We start from the raw sequence: 20,898 nt of genomic DNA, 5'->3' as shown, positions 1-20,898 counted from the left end.
TTTGGCATTGGCCGCGCTCTGTTGGATTTGCGAGGTCGCCGCATCACGTCATAGGGGGAACGCTTAGTCATGAGCTACAGGGGTAGGAAAGTTCTGGTCACGGGTGCTGATGGGTTCATCGGGTCGCATCTCACCGAAGCGCTCGTTCGCAGTGGGGCGGATGTCACGGCGCTGGCTCTCTACAATTCCTTCGACAGTCATGGTTGGCTCGATGATTTGCCGGCCACCATTCGAAGCCAGTTGAACCTCGTCCGCGGCGACGTCCGCGACAGCGCGTTCCTGAATCGGATCGTGCGCGGCCAGGCCGTCGTGTTTCATCTCGCCGCGCTTATCGCGATTCCATATTCATACGCGGCCGCCCAGTCTTATGTGGACACCAATATCCTGGGCACGGTGAACGTCCTCGAAGCGGCGCGCCAATGGGAGACAGAGCGTGTGGTGCACACCTCGACCAGCGAGGTCTATGGCACCGCACAGACCATGCCTATCCGCGAATCCCACCCGCTGCAGGGCCAGTCACCATATTCGGCATCCAAGATCGGCGCGGACATGATGGCAGAGTCCTACGCCAGGTCGTTCGACGTCCCCGTCGTGATTATGCGGCCGTTCAATACCTACGGCCCACGCCAGAGTGAGCGGGCTATCGTGCCGACCATCATACGGCAGGCCCTCGACAAAAATTGCCCGGCGATCATGGTCGGGGACACAAGCCCGATCCGCGACCTCACTTTCGTGGAAGACACGGCGGCGGCGTTCCTGACCGCAGGTTCGGCCGAACTCGAATTTGGCCATGCCTACAATGCCGGGAGCCAGCGCGCTGCGACGATCTCGGACGTATTGGATCTGGTGCTCGAGTTGAGTGGCTCCAAAAAGCCGGTCCATCGCGACGAACGCCGCCTGCGGCCGCAGAATTCCGAGGTCCGTGCCCTGCTGGCCGATTCTTCGCTCCTCGAAGGCAAGACTGGATGGCGGGCGCAGACCAGCCTGCGCGATGGATTGGAGCGAACCATCGGATGGTGGGAGGCGCGCCTCAGCGAAGGCCGCGTACGACACGAAATGGGTTATATGACATGACTTTTCACCCGCGTGTGTTGGCTGCGTTGTTGATTGCCGCGGGCATGTCGTTGGGTCTGTCCACGGTCGGAAGCCGGCAAAGCAGCGAGCAGACACAATTTGCCGCGCCGGTGATGATGGATCTGCCGGATTATTTGCGCCCAGCGACGGATCCGGCGTTTGGGACCAGTTTCACGCGCATCACCAAGCCGGGAGTGCTTGGTAATGGGCTTGCATGCGAGAAGAACTATTGCACCCATCGGTATTCGAGTGCCCAAGCCTGGAATTCAGACCAGAGCCTTCTTGTCATCACCAACGGCTGTAGCGGCGGCATGTGCTTCTTGGACGGGCGCACATACGCGCCGCTGTTCCGTCGCGCTCGATCTATTGAATGCGAATGGCACCCTCAAAACGCCGATCTGATGATCTGCGTTCAGGGCCGGCAAGTGTCGACCTGGGCGCCACGGACCAATCGCGAAGACGTCCTGTTCGCTTCGACTGAATACCATGATTTCCATTTCGGGCCGGGCAAGGGCAATCCAAGCCGTGACGGTGATCGCATAGCGGTGCGCGCGGTGCGTGAGGATGGCGAGACGGTGGTCTTTGCCTACGATCTCAAGCAGCGGCGGAAATTCCCGGACATCGATCTTGGGCATCTTGGCGGAACCAATGGTGCCTGCTCGATTTCTCCGCTCGGAGCCAACATTCTATGCCTCCAGGAGATAGTCAGCGGCATCCAACAGGCCTTCATTTTCAGTGTCGAGGGCACTTTGCTCCAGAAATGGACGGAACATCATCGGCCCGGCCACGGCGACATGACAGTCGATGAGGACGGCAGCGAAGTCTATGTCGGCATCAGCAAGTCCGATCCGGACAAATATCACGTGATCAAGCGAAGGCTGTCCGACGGCAAGGTCACCCCACTTATGAAATACGGCGAAGCCATGCATGCATCCCTGCGTGCGCTGGACAGGTCTGGCTGGGTGTTCCTGACCTATGGCGGCGATCCGGATGAGGTGTCAGCCCGTCCAGACATGGCGCCATATGCACAGGAAGTGATCGCGCTGCGCATCGACGGCAGTGGTGAGATTCGACGCATCGCACAAACGAGAAGCACTCAGTTAGACTATCGAAGCGAAACTCATGCCTCGCCGTCGCCTGACGGCTCACAAGTAGTCTGGTCGAGCAACTGGGGCGTGCCCGGCGGTCCCGTCTACGACTTCGTCTCCCGTGTCGATTGGCCGGAAGAGCCGACGTTGAACCGGAAGGAGATTGTCACCAATGGTCTTCACTAATCGAATCCTTCTTGCCGCGCTTGGTATACTGGCTGTCATCGATATGGCCACCGCAGCGGAGACGCGGGTTGCATATCGACTGTCCGCCGGCGATACCGTCGAGATAGGAATTGCCTCTATCCCGGAACGAACGCAGCGTGCCGTGGTTCAAATGGACGGCACGATCGCGCTTCCCGAAGTCGGGATGGTTTCGGTCGGCGGCCTCACTCCGGCCGAATTGCAGACGCGGATGGAGACGATCTTGCCAACCAAGATATTCCACCAGCGTCTGCCTGATGGGCGAGAGCAAATGATCGTCATCAAGCCGAGCGACGTCACCGCCGTCATCGCAGACTATCGCCCGATCTACGTGACCGGCGACGTGCTCACTCCCGGACAGCAGGCCTATCGACCGCTCATGACCGTGCGGCAGGCGATTGCCGTGTCTGGCGGTTTCAGCCTTCTGCGGTCACGGACAAACCAGGCTGGCCCAGATCCGGTGGATTTGCGGCGCGACTATGAATCGGCTTGGGGGGAGTACACCAGAGACTACTTTCATAGCGCCCGTCTGCGCGCCGAACTTCAGAACCAGGCGAATTTCGACATGAAGCCACCACAAGGGTCACCCTTGTCGGCCGCTTTCGTCTCGGCAATCGCCCAGGCCGAAGCGGAAGGGCTCAAGATTTCCCTGGACAACTTCCAGCAGGAGCAAAGCTACCTCGAAAAAAGCGCCAAGGACGCTGCGGCGCAGATCGCGGTCCTGCTCAAGCGCGAGCAGGTCGAAGCCGATGCAGTGAAGGCGGACGAGGACGATCTGGCGCGAGTGACGAAGGTATATAAAGCAGGCAATCTGACCAACGACAGGCTCGCCGACGTGCGGCGCGGTGTGATTCTCTCTTCCAGCCGGGCGCTCGAAACGTCGGTCGAACTCATGAGAGCGCGACGCCAGCAGGATGATTTTGTCAGACAGCACGAACGCAACGGCAACCAGAGAAGAATTGGTCTTCTGACCGAACTGAAGGACACCAACGTGCGTCTTGCCGACATCACCGCAAGACTTCGCGCCGCCAGCCAGAAATTGCAGCCCACGGGGGCGTCCGCCCAGCCGCTGCCAGTTGCCGGCGAAACCATTCAGGCTCAGGTCACGATCATCCGCAAGGTCGGTGAGGAATGGCGTAAACAGCCGGCCGGAGAAGATACCGAGGTATCACCGGGCGACACGATAGAGGTAAGGTTCAGCAGCGGTCTCGAGAGCGTAGCGATCCAATAGACCAATTCCAGGAAAAGTGTGAAGCGGTTTTCCGTCCGGAATTGCGCAAAAACAAAGAGATAGAGCGGTTCGGCGTTTCCGTGAAACGATGAACCGCTCTAAACCGGCTGTACCTTGGTCCTGTCGGAATTGCCGTCTGCGTTACTGTCTGAAAGCTCTGGATACCTGGTCCGTGAAGGGTTTCAGCAGATAGGACCAGACATTGCGCTCGTCGGTGCTTATGTGAACTTCGGCCGGCATGCCGGGTTTGAGTATTTTCGCTTCCGTCAGGCAGGTCGCCGCATTTTCGACGTTGATGCGCGCCGAAAAGTACGAAAGCTGACGTTGCTGATCTTTAATCAGATCTGCAGAGATGCGGTTGACCGAGCCTTGGCAAACAGGTGTCGTCCCTGCATCGAACGCCGGAAAGCGGATTGAAACCCGCTGTCCAGGACGTACGTCATCTATACGCTCTGGAGAAACGAGCGCATCCACCACCAGGTTGTCGGTATCGGGCACAATCATCATAAGCACTTCCCCGGGGGCAATCACGCCTCCGACGGTGTGGATCGAGGATTCCTGTACGGTTCCAGTCTGTGGGGCGCGGATATCTGTCCTGGCGAGCTCGTCTTCCGCCACTACCTTGCGCTCATTGAGCTCGGTCTGCTTGGCTTCCGTTTCGCGAAGTTCGCTCGTTACCTCGCTCCGCATTTGCTCGTCGAGCTGAAGCACCTGAAGGTCGGTCTCACTGATGCGAGCTTGGACCTCCGCGATTGCCGCGACGAGGCGTCCTGACTCGCCGCGAGTCCGGCTCTTCTCCAAGCTGACAGTGCTCAGCCTCTCCTTGGAGACCAACTTCTTTGCGTAGAGAGATTCGACGTCAGCAAGGTTCTGCGTCAGCAGATCCAGCGACTCGTCCATTGCCGCCTGCTGTGCTTTGAGGCCATCGATCTGACGCTCCAATTGCTTCGAGCGACTTTGCAATTGTGCCTTCTGGCCAGCCAACGCCGCAGCACGGCTTTCGAACACGGCGCGTTCGCCACGGACAAGTGCCGCCAGTTGCGGGTCGCCCATCTGGGCCCGAACACTGGGTGGGAGTTGCATTTCCGGCAGGCCCTGCCGCTCGGCCTCCAGTCGCGCCAGACGAATGGTGGCGCGATCCAGATCCTCGCTGACTATCTGCAGGTTTGCTCGTGTCAACGTGTCGTTCAGCCTGACCAAGACGTCGCCGGCACGCACATGGTCCCCGTCCTGGGCGAAGATGCCGCCGACAGTGCCGCCGGTTTGATGTTGGACTTTCTTTATGTTGCTTTCGACCACCACGGTGGCGGGCGCAATCACCGCGCCGGCAATCTTGGTCAACCCTAGCCAGAGCCCTCCACCGAAGATCAACAGGCAGGTGGTCGCCAGGCCCAGTAGCAGATTGGCCCTGATGCCATCCGGCTCTTCGGTTGGATTCGTCGGGATCAGTTCGCTTTCGCTACCGACCGCGGCATATGATGACACGGTCCCGGTAGAGCAATATCTCACATATGCCTGCCTGCACCTTTCCACGGCGGAACGACAATATGCGGCCAGACCCAAGAGCAGATTGGTCCGGATGCCATTCGGCTCTGGCTTTGCCCCAACCGATGGGCTTTCGCCCCCGACCGCAGCATATGACGACGTGGTCATGTTAGGCACTAATACCTCACGCATGGCCGCTTGCACCTTGCTGCAGCGGGACGACAGTATTTGGCCGCGGGAAGGGCCGGATGACATTTGCCAGAACGTCTTCGCGCGAGCCAAATGAATGGAGCATGCCATTCGACAAGACGAGTACCTGATCGATGTTGACGAGAGCCGACGGACGATGCGCCACAACGATTGCGATGCCACCGCGTTCGCGCACCGCCAGGATTGCCCCGGCCAGGGCAACATCGCCGTCGGCATCCAGATTGGAATTTGGCTCGTCGAGAACGACAAGGAATGGATCACCATAAAGCGCTCTGGCGAGCCCGACGAGCTGCCTCTGCCCAGCTGACAGGGCCGCTCCGCCTTCACCGATGCGCGTTTGAAAACCTTCCGGCAGTCGCATGATCATCTTGTCCACGCCCGCAGCCTTGGCGGCTGCCAGCACGCCTTTTGCGTCGCTCTTGCCGCCGAATCTCGAAATGTTGTCTGCGATCGTTCCGTCGAACAGCTCAACGTCCTGCGGCAGGTAGCCGATATGAGTGCCGAGCAGCTCCGAATTCCATTGATCGAGCGCGGCGCCGTCCAACCTTACCGTTCCGCGGAGCGGCTTCCATGCCCCGACCAAAGCACGCACGAGCGTCGTCTTGCCAGAACCGCTCGGGCCGACGATCGCCAACCCCGCGCCCCTCGACAAGCGAAAGCTTACATTGACGAGCGTTGGTCTCTGCAGACTTGGTGGCGCGACCGTCAGTTCCTCGACCGCAAGCTGTGTCTGTGGGCGCGGCAGTTCCATAGGGTCTTTCTGGCTGCCGAAAGCATCCAGTGCTGCCGCCAGGTCGGAATAGCTTCGGCGGGTGGCCAGAAACCCTCTCCAGTTTGCGATCGCCACATCGACCGGCGCCAATGAGCGGCCCAGCAATATGGACGACGCGATGATGACGCCGGGCGAAGCCTCGCCGCCGATCACAAGGTAGGCACCAAGCCCCAGCACGGACGATTGCAGGGCCATGCGGAGTGTTTTCGACAATGAACTCGCTGCGCCGACGACATCGGAGAGCTGTTCCTGGTTCTTGAGGTAAAGATGGCTGATCTCATTCCAGCGCCGACCAAGCTGGGCTGAAAGGCCCATCGCCTGAACAACCTCCGCGTTGCGGCGGCCGGAATCGGCAAGAAGCCGCTGTGCCACGAGCGTTTCAGACGCTCGCGCGGCGGGTTTGCGGGCAACGACTTCCGCGACGACCGTCAAAAGCACGACAGCAGCCGCGCCGAGGGTTGCCAACACACCAAGCGAAGGGTGCAGTAGATAGATGACCACCATATAAAACGGTATCCAGGGAGCGTCGAAGACGACTGTCGGTCCCAGCCCGGAAAGAAAGCCGCGCAACTGGTCCAGATCACGAAGTGGCTGCACACGGTTCGCATCCTGCCCAGCAGTAAGCGGCAGGGAAAGCGAGGCAGCGAACGCCTTTTGCTGCAGATCTCTGTGCAGGCGGCTGCCGATGCGGACCAACAGGCGAAGCCTGACGAAATCGAGGAGTCCATAGACCGCGTAGAGGCCCAGCATCCCGATCGTAAATCCGACGAGAGTGGGAATGCTCTGCGAAGGCAGCACGCGATCGTAGATCTGGAGCATGTAGACGGAGCCGGTCAAGGCGAGAATGTTTATCACCGCCGAGAAAACCCCGACGCCAATCAATCCGTGCATTGAGCCGAACATGGCGGAACGTAGATCGGGCGAGCGCCCTTGCGTTGGCTTCATGATCTGCGATCTTTCGTGCGAAATTGCCGCGCGAACGTGTTGGTCCTGTCGATGATGGGTAAACCCTCTTGCCTTGCGGGAAGCGGCTGCTTTCCGTTAGCTACTGAAACATTACGTTTTGCTTACGTATGTGCCTTTTGATTAAAATGTAGCAAAATCGTGACGCTGGACCGAGAATTCGGGAATTGGCTCTGCAAGGCTGGGGATAACTGGGGTGAGAAACCGGATATTCCCAATGATGAGACAATATTCCCAACCAAGCGACAGATGAGAAGCCCGTGATCACCCTTTGTTACATCATGTCTTCAAAGCCCATGGCGATGAGTGTTTTTCGATTCGCCCCTCGAAAATTTAATGAATTTGAGATACACTTAACTGGTGCGCAATTGTCGGACACTGGCGCCGGCAAAGTCAGGAAGGCGGGTCTGTCGTGAGCGAGGAGATCAGTGTCGCCGATGCCTACAGCAAAGGCCGTACCAACTTCATGGGGCTGGAGTTGCTCATCGCGCCCGGTGCGCTCGTTCCCCGACCGGAGACGGAGTTGCTCGGCACGACCGCTCTCGACGTTCTCAGTCAAATGAACCTGCCGGCACCGCGCGTTATCGACATGTGCTGCGGGGCCGGCAATCTGGCGTGCGCCATCGCGCACTACGCCCCCACCGCGCGTGTCTGGGCAAGCGATCTCACCGATGGATGCGTCGACGTCGCGCGCCGCAACGTCGCTCATCACGGCATGGCGGATCGCGTGTCAGTGCTTCAGGGCGACTTGTTCAGTGCCTTCTCAGGCTTGGAGCTTGACGGCACGATCGACATGATCGTCTGCAACCCGCCTTACATTTCGGAAAAGCGGCTCGAGGGCGACCGCGCGCATCTGACCGAGCTCGAGCCGCGTGAAGCGTTTGCCGCTGGCCCCTATGGCCTGAGCATCCATATGCGCGTGATCAAGGACGCGCCGCGTTACTTGCGGCGCGGAGGCATCCTGCTCTTCGAGGTAGGCCTCGGCCAGGACCGGCAGGTCATGAGCCTGCTGGAGCGTTCCAAGGCCTACGAAACCATCCGTGCGGTCACGAACGAAGCCGGCGAGGGCAGGGTGGTTGTGGGACATACCACGCCGCAAGCGTGAGCCATGCCGCAACTGCGGCAGGCTCGGTTGCGCTGTCGGCGGAGCGCAGAACAGCGCTGCGCAAGATGTCGGCAATCAGTTTTTCTTGCGGAGAACGTACTGCGCAATTCCTTGAATGGAATCGAGGTTCTCCGGCAGGAGCTCGCTGTCTTCGACGGTGATGCCGAAGGTCTCCTCGATAAAGCCGATAACCTCGAGTACCCCTGTCGAGTCGACGATGCCTTGATCGAGAAGGGACGTGTCGCTCTCCAGAGCATCCGCGTCGGCAATGTAGAAATTCGACGCCAGGAAAGCGCGAATCTGATCCCTGCAGGTTTCGGCCCTATCCTTGGTAGACAACATTGAATTCTCCTCCGATACAAAAGATGAATGCTGATCAATTTCATCCAGAAACCGCCTCATGACAGGGCCGTTTTTTTGAGTTTGCCCGTGTCTGTCATCGGTAGGCTGGGTACGATCACGATGGACTTCGGAACCATGAAGTTCTCCAACCGTCTCTGACATTCTTTCTGCAACTGCCTTTCGTCGATGTTTCTTCCTTGCTCCATCACGACAAACGCCTTGACCGCTTGCCCGAGAAGCTCGTCCGGAACGCCGATGACCGCGGCTTCCCGTACACCGGCAATATCCAACAGCGCGTTTTCCACCTCCTTCGGCGCCACTTTCTCTCCTCGCGATTTTATGATCTCGTCGCCGCGACCGATGAAGTAGAGGTATCCCTCCGCGTCCATCCGGCAGTAGTCGCCGGTGTACAAGACCTGCTCGCCCGGCAACGGGCCGGGTTTGAGTTTTCTGGCCGTGGCTTCCGGCTTGCCCCAATAGCCCTTCATCACCGTCGCTCCGCGGATGACGAGTTGGCCAACGACATCAGGGCCGACCGGCCTGTCATGCTCGTCGACAATCCACATTTCCGTGTTCGGAATGGCGACCCCGACGCTCAATGGCTTTCGCTCAAGGTCTTCCGGCGGCAGATAGGTGCAGCGCTTGCATTCGGTGAGGCCATACATCGAATAGATGCGCGCATCCGGAAACAGGTCCTGCAGCATGAGAATGTGCTTGAGCGGCAGGGCGGCCGCAGTGTTCGTTACATAGCGAATGCTCGAAAAATCATGATCTTTTACTGACTTGAGGTCCGAGAGCGCGGCGAAGATGGTCGGCACGCCGGGAAAACCTGTCACCCTCTCTTCCTTGATCAACCCGAGGATCTGCGCCGGGAAAGCAAACGAGCGTTCAAGCACCAACCTGGCGCCGGTGCGAAACGCCATGATCATCTGGTACAGGCCGTAATCGAAGGCGAGAGGCAGGACGTTGAGGATCACCTCGTCTTCGCAGAGATCCAGGTATGAAGCGATCGAAGTGCATGCGGCTGTCATGTTCCTGTGCGTCAGCATCACGCCCTTGGGTTCACCTGTCGACCCCGACGTGTAGATGATGGCAGCGAGATCTATATCGATGCATCGGCGCGCCGGCGGTGCGCTGCCGCCGGCGGCGACCGCAGTGTCCCAGCGCACGGCATGCGGCAATCCTGTTAGCTCGGCGTCGACAATCGGACCGGAGACGATCACCCGGCGCAATGACGGGCAGTTGCGTGCCGGTTCGCTGAAGATCGAGTGCAGGTGCCTGTCCGTTATCAGTGCCGTCGGTCGGCAATCGTTGAGCAGATAATCAAGCTTGTCGCTTTTGGTGAGCGGGTTGACGATGCACACAACGGCATTCGCCTTGAGCACCGCCCAAAAGGCGATGACTGTCTCGACGGTGTTGTCGGCGAAGATCATCACGCGATTGCCTCGTGCGACCCCAGCCGCGGCCAGATGTTGGGCGATCGCGTTGGAGCGCGCTTCGAGATCGCCATAGGTGACACGTTGTCCGCCGCACACCAGCGCCACCTTCTCACCGACCCGGCTGGCGGCGTGGGTGAGGTAGTCATGCAGCAGAGGCACGGCGCCATGCATCATGCCAGCACCTCTTCGCGATGCTCGCGGTCAACGTCGACGGTGAGGTCGACCCTGCGAGCTCCACCGGGACGGCTTACGACAAACTGCTGGTGAAGGAGCTGGGTCGACAGCACGCCGACCAGCGCCATGTTGTCGGAGTTGGAGAGATCGCCGTCGCCCGCCCTGGCTCGACACTTGTCCAGCAGCCGCGTGACCGACTTCGGATCGAAAACGTTCGCCTCGCGCAGCGCCGTCTCCGAAAGCGCTTCGCGGACATAGGCCGGAGCATCATCGGCGACGAAGCAAAGCGCATTGGGCGCCCGGTAAGGCTGCTTCTTGCGGGCCACGATTTCCGGCGGCACGATCGGTTCCGCCACCCGCTTCAACACGTGCTTTTCGTCGAGGACGCGCAGCTTGTAGTCAGCAGGAAGCGAATTCGCCAGCGTCACAAGTTCATCGTCCAGGAACGGGAAGCGCCCCTCGACGGAGTGGGCCATGAGCATCCTGTCCCCTTGCGAGGAAAGCAGGTATCCCGACATCAGCGTCTGGATCTCGATATACTGGTCCTGCGCGAGAGAGCCCCATCGCGAAAACTCCGCGGGCAGGCGGGCGATCAGCTCGGGCACGGCATTGCGGCGCTCGGACTCTGCGCGCATGTCGGCGGAGAACAATCTCTTGATGGCGCTGGTGGTGCGCCAGCGTGTGTCATGCGCAAAGCCCGGCGTGTCATAGGCCTGGATATCGCGCCCGAAGAACTGGCGCGCCATTGCTTGCTGATGCACCGGCGAGCGGCTGAGATAGGGATACAGGCGCTCCAGCAGCCGTGAGCGTCGCGTCGATGCGGGCTGGCGTCCCCAGAAACGGCGGACCTTGCCTTCGCGGAACAGGTCGTAGCCGGCGAACATTTCGTCGGCTCCTTCGCCGGTCAGCACGACCTTGATGCCGTGTTCTCGCACCAGCCTCGAGAGCAGGAACAGCGGCGCAGGCGCGGTCCTCAGGATTGGACGCTCGGTGTGGTAGATCACCTCAGGAAAGACCTCAGCGATGTCGCTGCGCGAAACCACCACCTCATGGTGCTCGCTCCCGGTCGCGCCGGCGACCAGGCGCTGGAAGCGGGTCTCGTCATACTCCGCGTCGGCAAAACGCAGGGAGAAGGTCTGGAACCGTTCGCCGGCGTAGCGCCTTCCCAGCGCGGCGACCAGCGAGCTGTCGAGCCCGCCCGACAGATAGCAGCCGACCGGCACGTCGGCCTGCACGATCCTAAGCGCCGTCGCCGCCTCAAGGGCGCCGCGCACCTCGTCCACCGCGTCGTCGAGCGAGCCGGTGAATTCGCCACGGCGAGGATCGGAAATTTCGGGATAGCAAGGCTTCCAGAAGGCCCGCTCGCGAACGGTGTCGCTGTCGTAAATGCGGACATGTCCCGGGGTGAGTTCGCTGATCCCCTGAAATACGCCTTGCGGCGGCACGACTGTCCAAAGCGTGAAAGTCTGGTCGATGCCGGTTGGATCGAAGGCACGGGATATATTCACGTCGGCCGCGAAAATGGCTTTCACTTCGCTGGCAAAGTAAACCCGGCCCCCATGCTCGCAGAAATGCAACGGGCAGATGCCAAACCGATCGCGCGACAACACGAGACGACCCGCCACAGAGTCCCAGATTGCGACCGCCCATTGCCCATTCATCCGCGCGAAGGCGGCCTCGCCCCACGCGCGATAGGCATGGACGATGACCTCTGTGTCGCTATGGGTGCGGAAGCGGTGGCCGAGGGCGGTCAACTTTTCACGCAGCTCGAGGTAGTTGAAAATCTCGCCGTTGAAGACGATCCAAATCGTGTCGCCTGTGTCGGCGAGCGGCTGCTGGCCGCTCGAAAGATCGACGACAGACAGACGGGCATGCGCCAAACCCGCGCGTTTGTCGCGGTAAAGGCCGCGTTCGTCCGGACCGCGATGCGCGAGCGCGCCCACCATGCGCATCAGCGCTTCGCGCGAAGGGGGCGCCGCGGCGCCGCTCAGCGACACGATTCCGGCGATACCGCACATCGGTTAGTCCTCGCCCACTGCAGCGGACAGCAAGGGCCGTGCATGAAGATAGCGTGCGGCACGCCGTTTGCTGTCGATGTCCTTGAAGACTTTCTCGACCTGGGCCGCGGTAAGGCCGGCAGCTGCCGCGACCTCATCGGCAGAAATTCCGTGGTTCAAACCGTAGAGGCACAGATCCATCAGATGATAAGGCAGGGCGAAATAGAATTCCTCCTGACTCTGTGCCATGGAGAAGGTGTCGGTGGTTGGCGGCCGCCGCCGGATCTCTTCATCCACCCCAAGGTATTCAGCCAGCTGGTAGACCTGGGTCTTGTAAAGATGGACGATCGGCATCAGATCGGCAGTCCCGTCGCCCTGCTTGACGAAAAAGCCTTGGTCATGCTCCAGGCGGTTTGGCGTACCTGCCACAGCATAGTTGAGGCGGTCCGCATGGTAGTACTCGGTCATTTTGCGCAGGCGCTGCTTGTAGTTGGTTGCAGCGACGATCTGCAGATAGGCTGCCGGCGACAGACGCACCGTATCTGTCTTGCCCTCGGGGTCCTGAACCGTGAGGCGCGTGATGTTGAGACCGTTGCTCTCGAGAACCGACGCGAGCACCAGCTTGCATTTCCAGCCGTCGCCATATTGGGGAACGACGGTCTGGATCGCTTCGATCTGTCGACGATAGGCGCCGACGGCCTCAAGGGCCGGTGCTATGTCTTCCAGGATCGTATCGATGCCGAGCTGGGCTGCGACGCTGCGGCCAAGCCTTAGCGAATCGCCGGAGGAATGGCGCTCCGGCATAAATATCCCCAGGACTTTGTCTTTCCCGAACGCTCGTGCGCATAAGGATGCGACAACGGAGCTGTCGATACCCCCGGAGAGGCCGACAACCACGCCACGACGCCGCAGCGTGCCAAAAACCTGCTCGCGCAGGATTTGGACGATGCGATAGACTTCCATGCGAGCATCGAGCACCAGCGTGCCCATGCTGAATTCTGAAATCACGTCGATGGTCTGTACTCCCGATTGCGAACCTCGGTTGAAGAATAGGTTTGCTCCACCGCCTTCTCGATGAGCGGGCGGTTGATGACGAGATGGGGCTCTGTGATCATATCGAAGTGACTGCCAACGACCGGAATCACATCCAGATGCGCGAAAGCGCCATCCCACCCTATGGCCAGAGGCATTTTGGGCCGAGCGCAGCGGAAGAGGGTTGCGGTGATCGGCAGCGTCCGTCTGGGTATCGCCAACCATCGGTAGAAGGCTCGTCCCCGCAACTGCCCCTGCAGTTCCAGTTTGGTTCTGAAGCTCGTCGCGTTGAACTCATCCCGGGCGTAGCGATCGAGGATGCGGGCGAGCTGCGCCTCGAAGCCAGTTTTGACAGCGATCTTTGCAAGGAAGCGGCACGCCATCCGGTCAGCGGTTACGCGGTTGGTGCGGATCCGATCGAATGTGCGGGTAACCATCTCCCAATAGGTGCTGCGCTCGCCGAGGAGGCTCGTGTCGAGGATTCCCAGGAACTTCACAGTTCGCCCCGCGGCCAGCAAACGTTCCGCAACCTCGAACGCGACGGCGCCGCCGAGCGAATGGCCGAGAAGGCGCACATGGCCCGTGGGCTGGGCGCGGCAGATCTGCTCGACCGCGGAGTCGGCCATGTCGGCGACGGTGTTTTGTCCGCGCAATATCATAGCCAGCGTAGGGTACTTGATGGGGGTCACTCGTGCGACCTTGCTCATCGAGGATGCAAAGGCAGCAAAGCTCGGGCCATAGCCAACGGATCCAGGGAGCAGAAAAAGAATAGGAGGATCGTACTTCTGCGCGCGCGCGTGCAGGTCGCCTGCCTGTGCCGACACGACTGCCTTGACCATTTCGTCCACGCTCATCCCGACCGTGAAGCCCTGGAGACCGAGTTCCTGCCCGATGGCGCTTTCTATTTCCATGACGCATTGCAGCAGCTTCAGCGAATCTCCGCCTGCCTCATCCCAGCGTCCAGCGGCGACGCGCGTGTCGAGGGTGTTATTCCATCCATGCTGCACTATCTGATGGACGTTCAGTTCGCTTCCTGCATCGGGGGGCTGCGGGGCCAGCGCGGTCTTCCTGGCTGAAATATCCATTTCCGCAAGCGTCGCCATATCGGCCTTCCCACTCGGCAGGCGCGGAATCGCATCTATCGTGTGCAGTCGCACGGGACGCAGGGGCGGCGGCAGCTTCGTTCTGACTAGCTGGCGAAGCTCGTCCGAAAAGGCCGCGCCCGGCGGGCGCTGAGGAACGGCGAATGCGACAAGCTCATTTGCCGCGGTCACGATTGCCACGGCATCCTCCACGGAAGACGCGCAACGCAACACCCGCTCGAGCTCGGCAGGCTCGATGCGTCGACCATTGATCTTTACCTGGCGCCCCTTGCGGCCGACGATCCGCAGCAAGCCATGACTGTCAAGTTGGACGAGGTCACCCGTCGCGAAGATCCGAAGATCCGGGTCATCCGGATCCGATTCCGCCGGCACGACGGCGCCGTTCTCCCAATGGCCAAGCAGGACATACGGGCCTCTTATCATGAGCTCTCCGCTCTTACCCGGCTGAACGCGGCGCCCCTTTTCGTCGACTATCGCGAAGGTGATTCCTGGGAGCAGCCAGCCAACCGGAACCGAGGCGCCTTCCTCCGGCCAGTCTTGCGGCAAGAACCATTGCGACCCTGTGGTCTCGGTTGACGAGTAACCGATCTGGATGAGGCAAGTGCTCGAAACGGTTTTGCGCAGCAGGGCGATATCGGCCCATGACACCTTCTCCCCCCCGATCCGGGCCACTCTGAGCGAGCGGAAGGCGTCAGCTGGTTTGTCTGCCATGAGTGCGCGAAGCAACGCCGGCACCAGATAGGTGACGGTCACGCCTTCGGATTCCACTAGGCGCCGGACCGCGCGCAAGCCAACGACGCCCACCTCGACGAGATGCAAGGTCGCACCGGTGAGAAGGGCGGCGAGAACCTCCCGGCAGCCGGCGATCGTGGCTGGTCCGGTCAAGGGCAGGAAAACATCGTCCGAATTGATGTGGCATGCGTCGACATATTGCTGGACCCGCAAAAGCAGGCTGCGCTGGCTGTTGACGATGCCTTTGGGATGGCCGGTGCTGCCTGAAGTGTAGAGCACGATCGCGGGCGCGTCGACCGAGACGGAACAGGACTGGGGTATCGGCTGGACTTGCGGCGGGATGCTGGCGGTCGCATCGATCCAGTGGACATCGTGAGCCAAACCGACAGCGCGACCATTGCCGTCGCCTATAACCGCTGAAAGCCGCGCCGCAACGACAATGTCATTGGTTCGCGTGTCGGGGTCTCTCGCGTTGAGTGGCACCGAAGGCCGCCCAATCGCCATGCTCGCCAGCATGGCCACAGGATACCAGGCCGAGTTGGCCTGAAGGATCCCGATCGCCTGCCCGTTGGGAACGACGGCCGCAATTCGGTGGGACAGCATCTCGACGGCCTGGAAAAGCTGGGAATACGTCAAACGGGTGGTGCCGTCGCTGATCGCGAGCTTGTCGGGATATTGGCTGGTGATGCTTCTCAGGTGGTCGAAGACGGCAACATTCGCAAAATCGGCGCCCATCCGTTGATAAGGGTGCAGTACAGGACCGCCCTGATCAAGTGCGTATTCCGGGACGTTTGACCATTTACGGGTGCCCGCTGGCTGACAATCCGCCCGTAGATCCAGACGCGCCTTTTCTGATCCCAAATATGCCGGAGACATGAGCTGCCCACGCTAAGATTAAGGTCACTTATCGCCCCCGGCCGAAATCTTTTCATCGATCATTCTGATGAAGCCGCGATCTTCGCCAAATGGCCGCGTTTGCGCCCTTTGGCTGTCATTCCTTGCTGCGAAGGCGTCGCGCCGAGGGAAGGACCGCGCCTGGCGTACCGACCAGCGCAACCGGTATTGGCTCCGTGGTGTTCACGGTTCTGGCGATATCGGTAAATCTGCGCGCTATAGCGAGGAGCAAAAAGACCAGTGGTTTGCGCTTACTCGGCTCTCTGGTCAGCTTTTTGGGCTTTTCTTGATTTATTCGGTGCTTTTCTCGGGCCATGCCCGCCGGTGTCGGAGTCTCCGTCGGAGACAAAGCAGTATGCAAAGATATGGCCCCGATTCTCGTCGGTTACTCGGATCCAATCCTTTTCCCACGTTCGCAGGGTAACATGTCGATCTGTCGACATGGCGGCGGCTTTGAAAGGGCTCGGCGCGTTGACGATACGCGTCGAGATCACGTCATCGCCCTCCATTTGTTCGACGAGGTACGTCTGCATGAAGGTCTCCCCAGCCACCACAACCTGAACGTCGGCCAGACAGTTCGGTTGCAGCGTAGCAAAGAGATTTTTGACAAGTGTGACGAACCGACGAGCCCGCTGCTCGGCCGTTCCGAGAACGGCTCTTCAAATCGCCTCAAAATCTGTCTGCGAAGCGCGCAGACCGTAAACCTGAGCAAAGCTAGCGCTGGATCGACCAAGCGGCGCGCAGGTCGTCGGCTTGGGCGGTCCTGACGCCGCAAGCGGTCAGGGCGCATTTGGTTGCGGTTACGAGCGCAGCATTGTCCCTGGCGGTTGTGCCGTCGGCGAGAGAAAAATTGTTCTCGAAGCCGACGCGGACATGGCCGCCCAGCAGCGCACCGGCCGCAACGCAGGCGGTTTCTTCCCGACCGAAGGCGCAGACCATCCAGTGCGCAAAGCGCGGACGATCATGCGCAAGGAAGGGAAGCAGGTCGGCCGGCCGCGAAACCTGTCCTGGCGTGTAGCGGCCGAGCACATAGAGCACCGGGATGTCGTCGAAAGGCACCAGTCCCCGCTGCTGCATGGCGGCCAGGGCCGCCGCCTCTTCGGGCGCGTAGAGGACCATCTGAGGGGCGATCCGCTCGCTCTTCAACCACCGTAGGAACTCCGCGAAAGCGGTCTCATGGGCGGCGTCTGGCACCAGCTCGCGCAGCGCCAGCGAAACCGCCTCGGGGCGAGTAGCGCGCACCACCGCCATCTGCTCGGCCGGTTGGTATTGGCCGACCGCTTCGCTGGTGATCTGGATGATCAACCGCTCGCCCACCGCATCACGTATCGCTTTCGTCGTCTCGCGATAGGCGTGCGCGTCGAGCAAATGGCCGCCGTCGCGATCGCGGACATGGGCATGAATCATGGCGGCGCCCGCCTCGAGGCAGGCGGCGGCGGTCCGAGCCAATTCCCGGGGGCCGATCGGCAGGGCAGGGTGGTCTCTCTTGCCACGCCGTCCACCATTCGGCGCAACGGCGATCGCAGTGGGCGCTATGAGTCCGGGGCCAGTCATGCCCCTATCGACAGTCATAGATGCAGTCCAATTGTTTCACCATTGCACGCTCTGTAACATATGTTGCATGATGGTTCGCTCCAAATCGTGCCACCGTCAATCGAGGAAAGCATGACACACATCCTGCATCGCCAGATCCATGCGACCCTGCCCGTCGCGGCTGGCGGCAAGGGTATCGAACTCTTCGACCGCGATGGCCGCGCCTATATCGACGCGTCGGGCGGCGCGGCGGTTTCCTGCCTCGGCCACGGCCATCCCGACGTGACGGCTGCGCTTCACGCACAGGCCGACAAGCTCGCTTATGCCCATACCAGCTTCTTCACCAATGAGCCGGCCGAGGCATTGGCCGACAAACTCGTCGCCGGCGCGCCGCAAGGCATAAGCCACGTCTATTTCGTGTCTGGCGGCTCCGAGGCGGTGGAGGCGGCGCTCAAGATGGCACGGCAGTTTTTCGTCGAGAAAGGCAGGCCCGAGCGGCGGAACGTCATCGCCCGCCGTCAGAGCTATCACGGCAACACGCTTGGCGCCCTCGCTGCCGGGGGCAATGAGTGGCGCCGCGCCCAATTCCGCCCGTTGCTGATCGACACGCATCATATCGACCCATGCTATGCCTACCGCTACCAGAATGCCGGTGAGAGCGAGCAGGCTTACGGCCTGCGCGCCGCCCAGGCGCTCGAGGACAAAATTCTCGAACTCGGTCCAGACACTGTCATGGCCTTCGTCGCAGAACCTGTCGTCGGCGCGACAGCAGGGGCGGTGCCCGCCGTTCCCGGCTATTTCAGGCGCATCCGCGAAGTCTGTGACCGCTATGGTGTGCTCCTCATCCTCGACGAGGTGATGTGCGGCATGGGCCGCACCGGCACGCTGCACGCCTGTGAGCAGGACAGCGTCACGCCAGACCTGATGACAATCGCCAAAGGCCTCGGCGGAGGCTACCAGCCCATTGGCGCGGTGCTGCTTTCGCGCCGCATCTTCGAGGCTTTCGCCGAAGGCTCCGGCTTCTTCCAGCACGGCCACACCTATATGTGCCACCCGATGGCGTGCGCGGCAGCGCTTGCCGTCCAGGAAGTCATCGAGCGGGACAGGTTGCTCGACAACGTCAAGGCGATGGGCGCCGATCTCGCCCGGCGCCTCGGCGAGCGCTTTTCCAACCACGCCCACGTCGGCGACATCCGCGGCCGTGGCCTCTTCATGGGGCTTGAGCTGGTCGAAGACCGTTCGTCGAAGGAGCCGTTCGATCCGAACCGCAAATTAAATGCTCGCGTCAAGCGCGAGGCGATGGCGCGCGGCCTGCTCGTCTATCCCGCGGGAGGCACGATCGACGGCCTGCGCGGCGATCATGTGCTGCTTGCGCCGCCCTTCATCATAGACGCCGCAGCAATCGACGCGGTTGTCGAACGGCTCGGCGACGCGATAGACGCTGCGTTGGCATAGCGCCAGCGCTCCTCATTCCGGCAGATAGGCCCCGAACGCCTGTAACTCCAGTTCTGTCTCCCTGACACGAGCCGCGGCGGCCGTCCCGCTGCGCGCCAGCATCGTTGCAGCCAGCGCTTCCACGATAGCCATAGCTGCGGTCACCGACGGGAAGAAGGAGGGGCTGTCGGTAGAGAAACGCAAGGTAACGTCGGCATGCCGCGCGATCGGAGCAGCCATGCTGTCGGCGATCGCGACAATCGGGACGCTGTGTCGTTGTGCAGCCTCCACCACTGGCCCGAGTTCACGCGAATAAGGCAAAAAGCCGATCGCGACGACCGCGTCCCTCTTTCCGAGCGCTGCGAGTTCCGCCTCGATCGCACCGCCGTCGCCGCCGAGCAGCGTGATCTCGCGCCGAAACATCCGGCAGAGATAGACGAGCGCGTGGGCAGGCGCACGGCAGCTTCGGAACCCGGCGACGCGTATGTGCTGCGCATTCTCCAGTATCACGCAAGCCCTTGCGATTTCTTCGCTGCCGTTGAACGATTCGGCCGCCGCCAGATTGGCCACCGTCGTCCTCAGCGATTCCGCGAAGATCGCCTCCGACCCGCGCTTGACAAGCGCATCGGCCCTCGCCGCGAAAGGCGCCTTGCCGAAGCGCAACCGGTCCTCGAACGGCTTGCGCAGCGCCGCCCAGTCGCCAAAGCCTAGCCGCCGCGCCAGCCGCACGAAGGTCGTCGGTGTCACCTCTGATCGCGAGGCCAGCACCCGCATGGAAACCAGCGCCACCTCATCGGGATGATCGACCAGGAATCGCGCCGCCTTGCGCAGTTCTGAGCTCAGTTCGGGGAGTTCGGATAGTATGCGTGCCAGAAGCGCGTCGAAACCCATCTCCCGCTTATCCATTGTAACAAGCATTTCCCTTGATTGATAAAGCGCAACAATCGTAGCATGCATTGACGTGCCCTGACACTAAAACACCGGACGGCCGCGACGGCACGCAAAGTACCAAGGGAGAACCAGATGAAACATGCCCGGACTGCACGCCTCGGAGCGCAGATCGCCGCCTTGTCGGCCGCGCTGCTGTTTTCGGCCAGCGCAATGGCGCAGCAGAATTTCGTTACCATCGGGACCGGTGGCGTCACCGGCGTCTACTATGCCGCCGGCGGCGCTATCTGCCGCCTGCTCAACAAGGATCGCAAGACACACGGCATCCGCTGCTCGGTCGAATCGACCGGCGGATCGGCATTCAACGTGAACACGATCAAGGAAGGCGAACTCGACTTCGGCATGGCGCAGTCCGACGTCCAGTACAACGCTTTCAAAGGCCAGGAATCATTCAAGGACGGTGGCGCTCATACCGATCTGCGCGCGGTTTTCTCGATCCATCCGGAGCCGTTCACGGTCCTGGCGCATCCGAATGCCGGCGTGACGAAATTCGAGGACTTCAAGGGCAAACGCTTCAACGTCGGCAATCCCGGTTCCGGAACGCGCTCTTCCATGGAACGCCTGCTCGGTGCGATGGGCTGGACGTTGGCTGACTTTTCGCTCGCATCGGAGTTGAAGGCTGACGAGCACGGCCCGGCGCTCTGCGACGGCAAGATCGACGGGTTTTTCTACGGCGTCGGTCATCCCTCCGCGAACATCCAGGATCCGACGACCACCTGCGCCGCCAAGCTGGTGCCGTTGACTGGAGAAGTCGTGGACAAGCTCGTCGCCGAGAATCCCTACTACGCCAAGGCGATCATTCCGGGTGGTCTTTACGCAAACAATCCCGATGATACCGGGACTTTCGGTGTGCTCGCCACGCTGGTCACTTCGGCCAAGGTTCCCGACGAGAGCGTCTATCAATTGACCAGGGCGGTGTTCGAAAACTTCGACGAGTTCAAGTCGCTGCATCCGGCTTTCGCCAATCTCGAGCCGGCCAAGATGGTGTCGGAAGGAAATTCCGCGCCGCTGCATCCGGGCGCTGAAAAATATTTCAAGGAGAAGGGCTGGCTGAAGTAGGCTTCGTGACCTGACGAAAGTCCGGCGGGTTCAGGGCCCGCCGGGCCATCCGCAACAGGAGGCGTCATGAGCGAAGTCA

General features: G+C 61.0%; 16 protein-coding genes. 6 read left to right on the top strand and 10 right to left on the bottom strand.

Annotated elements, in window-relative coordinates; all coding sequences use genetic code 11:
- Positions 1–69: 69 nt before the first annotated feature.
- The 3 genes from RPG13_RS21145 to RPG13_RS21135 are packed head-to-tail and all read left to right on the top strand — an operon-like array spanning position 70 to position 3,597.
- A complete protein-coding gene (locus tag RPG13_RS21145; RefSeq protein ID WP_337125938.1) occupies positions 70–1,074 on the top strand; it encodes an NAD-dependent epimerase/dehydratase family protein in 1,005 nt (334 codons plus the stop codon).
- Positions 1,071–2,348 (top strand): hypothetical protein, encoded by a 1,278-nt coding sequence (locus RPG13_RS21140; protein WP_127203868.1) that lies wholly within the window; start codon positions 1,071–1,073, stop codon positions 2,346–2,348. The genes RPG13_RS21145 and RPG13_RS21140 overlap by 4 nt, the downstream gene beginning before the upstream one ends.
- A 43-nt stretch (positions 2,349–2,391) precedes the next feature.
- Positions 2,392–3,597: a polysaccharide biosynthesis/export family protein gene (locus RPG13_RS21135; RefSeq protein WP_245329851.1), complete on the top strand. Its 1,206-nt coding sequence runs from the start codon at positions 2,392–2,394 to the stop codon at positions 3,595–3,597.
- Positions 3,598–3,738: 141 nt separating this feature from the next.
- Here the strand turns inward: RPG13_RS21135 and RPG13_RS21130 are convergent, their stop codons facing one another.
- Entirely contained in the window at positions 3,739–5,082 is a 1,344-nt protein-coding gene (locus tag RPG13_RS21130; RefSeq protein ID WP_164547202.1) for an HlyD family type I secretion periplasmic adaptor subunit, read from the bottom strand.
- 184 nt (positions 5,083–5,266) lie between these two features.
- A complete protein-coding gene (locus RPG13_RS21125) occupies positions 5,267–7,009 on the bottom strand; it encodes a type I secretion system permease/ATPase (protein ID WP_292505515.1) in 1,743 nt (580 codons plus the stop codon).
- 430 nt (positions 7,010–7,439) lie between these two features.
- On the opposite strand from RPG13_RS21125, the gene RPG13_RS21120 reads away from it, so the two are divergent.
- Positions 7,440–8,132, top strand: coding sequence for a N5-glutamine methyltransferase family protein (locus tag RPG13_RS21120; RefSeq protein ID WP_126106520.1), 693 nt, complete (start codon positions 7,440–7,442; stop codon positions 8,130–8,132).
- A gap of 75 nt (positions 8,133–8,207) precedes the next feature.
- On the opposite strand, the gene RPG13_RS21115 is transcribed toward RPG13_RS21120, so the two are convergent.
- The 7 genes from RPG13_RS21115 to RPG13_RS21085 form a co-directional block, all read right to left on the bottom strand.
- The gene (locus RPG13_RS21115; protein ID WP_095485198.1) at positions 8,208–8,474 is read right to left on the bottom strand and encodes an acyl carrier protein; all 267 of its coding nucleotides are present in this window, start codon (positions 8,472–8,474) and stop codon (positions 8,208–8,210) included.
- A 56-nt stretch (positions 8,475–8,530) separates the two neighbouring features.
- The gene (locus tag RPG13_RS21110) at positions 8,531–10,087 is read right to left on the bottom strand and encodes a class I adenylate-forming enzyme family protein (protein WP_337125937.1); all 1,557 of its coding nucleotides are present in this window, start codon (positions 10,085–10,087) and stop codon (positions 8,531–8,533) included.
- Complete coding sequence (gene asnB / locus RPG13_RS21105; protein ID WP_337125936.1) at positions 10,084–12,105, bottom strand: asparagine synthase (glutamine-hydrolyzing); 2,022 nt, start codon at positions 12,103–12,105, stop codon at positions 10,084–10,086. Before asnB ends, RPG13_RS21110 begins: the two co-directional genes overlap by 4 nt.
- 3 nt (positions 12,106–12,108) lie before the next feature.
- A complete protein-coding gene (gene nadE / locus RPG13_RS21100) occupies positions 12,109–13,074 on the bottom strand; it encodes an NAD(+) synthase (protein ID WP_337125935.1) in 966 nt (321 codons plus the stop codon).
- 14 nt (positions 13,075–13,088) lie between these two features.
- Positions 13,089–15,827: an AMP-binding protein gene (locus tag RPG13_RS21095; RefSeq protein WP_337125934.1), complete on the bottom strand. Its 2,739-nt coding sequence runs from the start codon at positions 15,825–15,827 to the stop codon at positions 13,089–13,091.
- A gap of 269 nt (positions 15,828–16,096) precedes the next feature.
- Positions 16,097–16,378 carry a hypothetical protein gene (locus RPG13_RS21090; protein ID WP_292221940.1) on the bottom strand — a complete coding sequence of 94 codons (282 nt, stop codon included), beginning with the start codon at positions 16,376–16,378 and terminating at the stop codon, positions 16,097–16,099.
- A 181-nt stretch (positions 16,379–16,559) separates the two neighbouring features.
- Complete coding sequence (locus RPG13_RS21085) at positions 16,560–17,399, bottom strand: 3-keto-5-aminohexanoate cleavage protein (protein WP_337125933.1); 840 nt, start codon at positions 17,397–17,399, stop codon at positions 16,560–16,562.
- A gap of 111 nt (positions 17,400–17,510) precedes the next feature.
- On the opposite strand from RPG13_RS21085, the gene RPG13_RS21080 reads away from it, so the two are divergent.
- Positions 17,511–18,833, top strand: coding sequence for an aspartate aminotransferase family protein (locus tag RPG13_RS21080; RefSeq protein ID WP_337125932.1), 1,323 nt, complete (start codon positions 17,511–17,513; stop codon positions 18,831–18,833).
- A gap of 12 nt (positions 18,834–18,845) precedes the next feature.
- On the opposite strand, the gene RPG13_RS21075 is transcribed toward RPG13_RS21080, so the two are convergent.
- Entirely contained in the window at positions 18,846–19,718 is an 873-nt protein-coding gene (locus tag RPG13_RS21075; RefSeq protein ID WP_158302553.1) for a MurR/RpiR family transcriptional regulator, read from the bottom strand.
- Positions 19,719–19,835: 117 nt separating this feature from the next.
- Here RPG13_RS21075 and RPG13_RS21070 point away from each other — a divergent pair, with 117 nt between their 5' ends.
- A complete protein-coding gene (locus RPG13_RS21070) occupies positions 19,836–20,819 on the top strand; it encodes a TAXI family TRAP transporter solute-binding subunit (RefSeq protein WP_292645669.1) in 984 nt (327 codons plus the stop codon).
- Positions 20,820–20,898: the final 79 nt, after the last annotated feature.

It is taken from the genome of Mesorhizobium sp. ISC15, from assembly GCF_037162615.1.
GTDB lineage: Bacteria > Pseudomonadota > Alphaproteobacteria > Rhizobiales > Rhizobiaceae > Mesorhizobium > Mesorhizobium mediterraneum.
Note: the sequence above shows the minus strand (reverse complement) of the source record. Positions and strands in the feature narration are given on the sequence as shown.

Coding starts and splice junctions, on each gene's coding strand:
- RPG13_RS21145 (WP_337125938.1), top strand. CDS start 70: ATGAGCTACAGGGGTAGGAAAGTTCTGGTCACGGGTGCTGATGGGTTC.
- RPG13_RS21140 (WP_127203868.1), top strand. CDS start 1,071: ATGACTTTTCACCCGCGTGTGTTGGCTGCGTTGTTGATTGCCGCGGGC.
- RPG13_RS21135 (WP_245329851.1), top strand. CDS start 2,392: ATGGCCACCGCAGCGGAGACGCGGGTTGCATATCGACTGTCCGCCGGC.
- RPG13_RS21125 (WP_292505515.1), bottom strand. CDS start 7,009: ATGAAGCCAACGCAAGGGCGCTCGCCCGATCTACGTTCCGCCATGTTC.
- RPG13_RS21115 (WP_095485198.1), bottom strand. CDS start 8,474: ATGTTGTCTACCAAGGATAGGGCCGAAACCTGCAGGGATCAGATTCGC.
- RPG13_RS21110 (WP_337125937.1), bottom strand. CDS start 10,087: ATGATGCATGGCGCCGTGCCTCTGCTGCATGACTACCTCACCCACGCC.
- asnB (WP_337125936.1), bottom strand. CDS start 12,105: ATGTGCGGTATCGCCGGAATCGTGTCGCTGAGCGGCGCCGCGGCGCCC.
- nadE (WP_337125935.1), bottom strand. CDS start 13,074: ATGGGCACGCTGGTGCTCGATGCTCGCATGGAAGTCTATCGCATCGTC.
- RPG13_RS21095 (WP_337125934.1), bottom strand. CDS start 15,827: ATGTCTCCGGCATATTTGGGATCAGAAAAGGCGCGTCTGGATCTACGG.
- RPG13_RS21090 (WP_292221940.1), bottom strand. CDS start 16,378: ATGCAGACGTACCTCGTCGAACAAATGGAGGGCGATGACGTGATCTCG.
- RPG13_RS21085 (WP_337125933.1), bottom strand. CDS start 17,399: ATGACTGGCCCCGGACTCATAGCGCCCACTGCGATCGCCGTTGCGCCG.
- RPG13_RS21080 (WP_337125932.1), top strand. CDS start 17,511: ATGACACACATCCTGCATCGCCAGATCCATGCGACCCTGCCCGTCGCG.
- RPG13_RS21075 (WP_158302553.1), bottom strand. CDS start 19,718: ATGGATAAGCGGGAGATGGGTTTCGACGCGCTTCTGGCACGCATACTA.
- RPG13_RS21070 (WP_292645669.1), top strand. CDS start 19,836: ATGAAACATGCCCGGACTGCACGCCTCGGAGCGCAGATCGCCGCCTTG.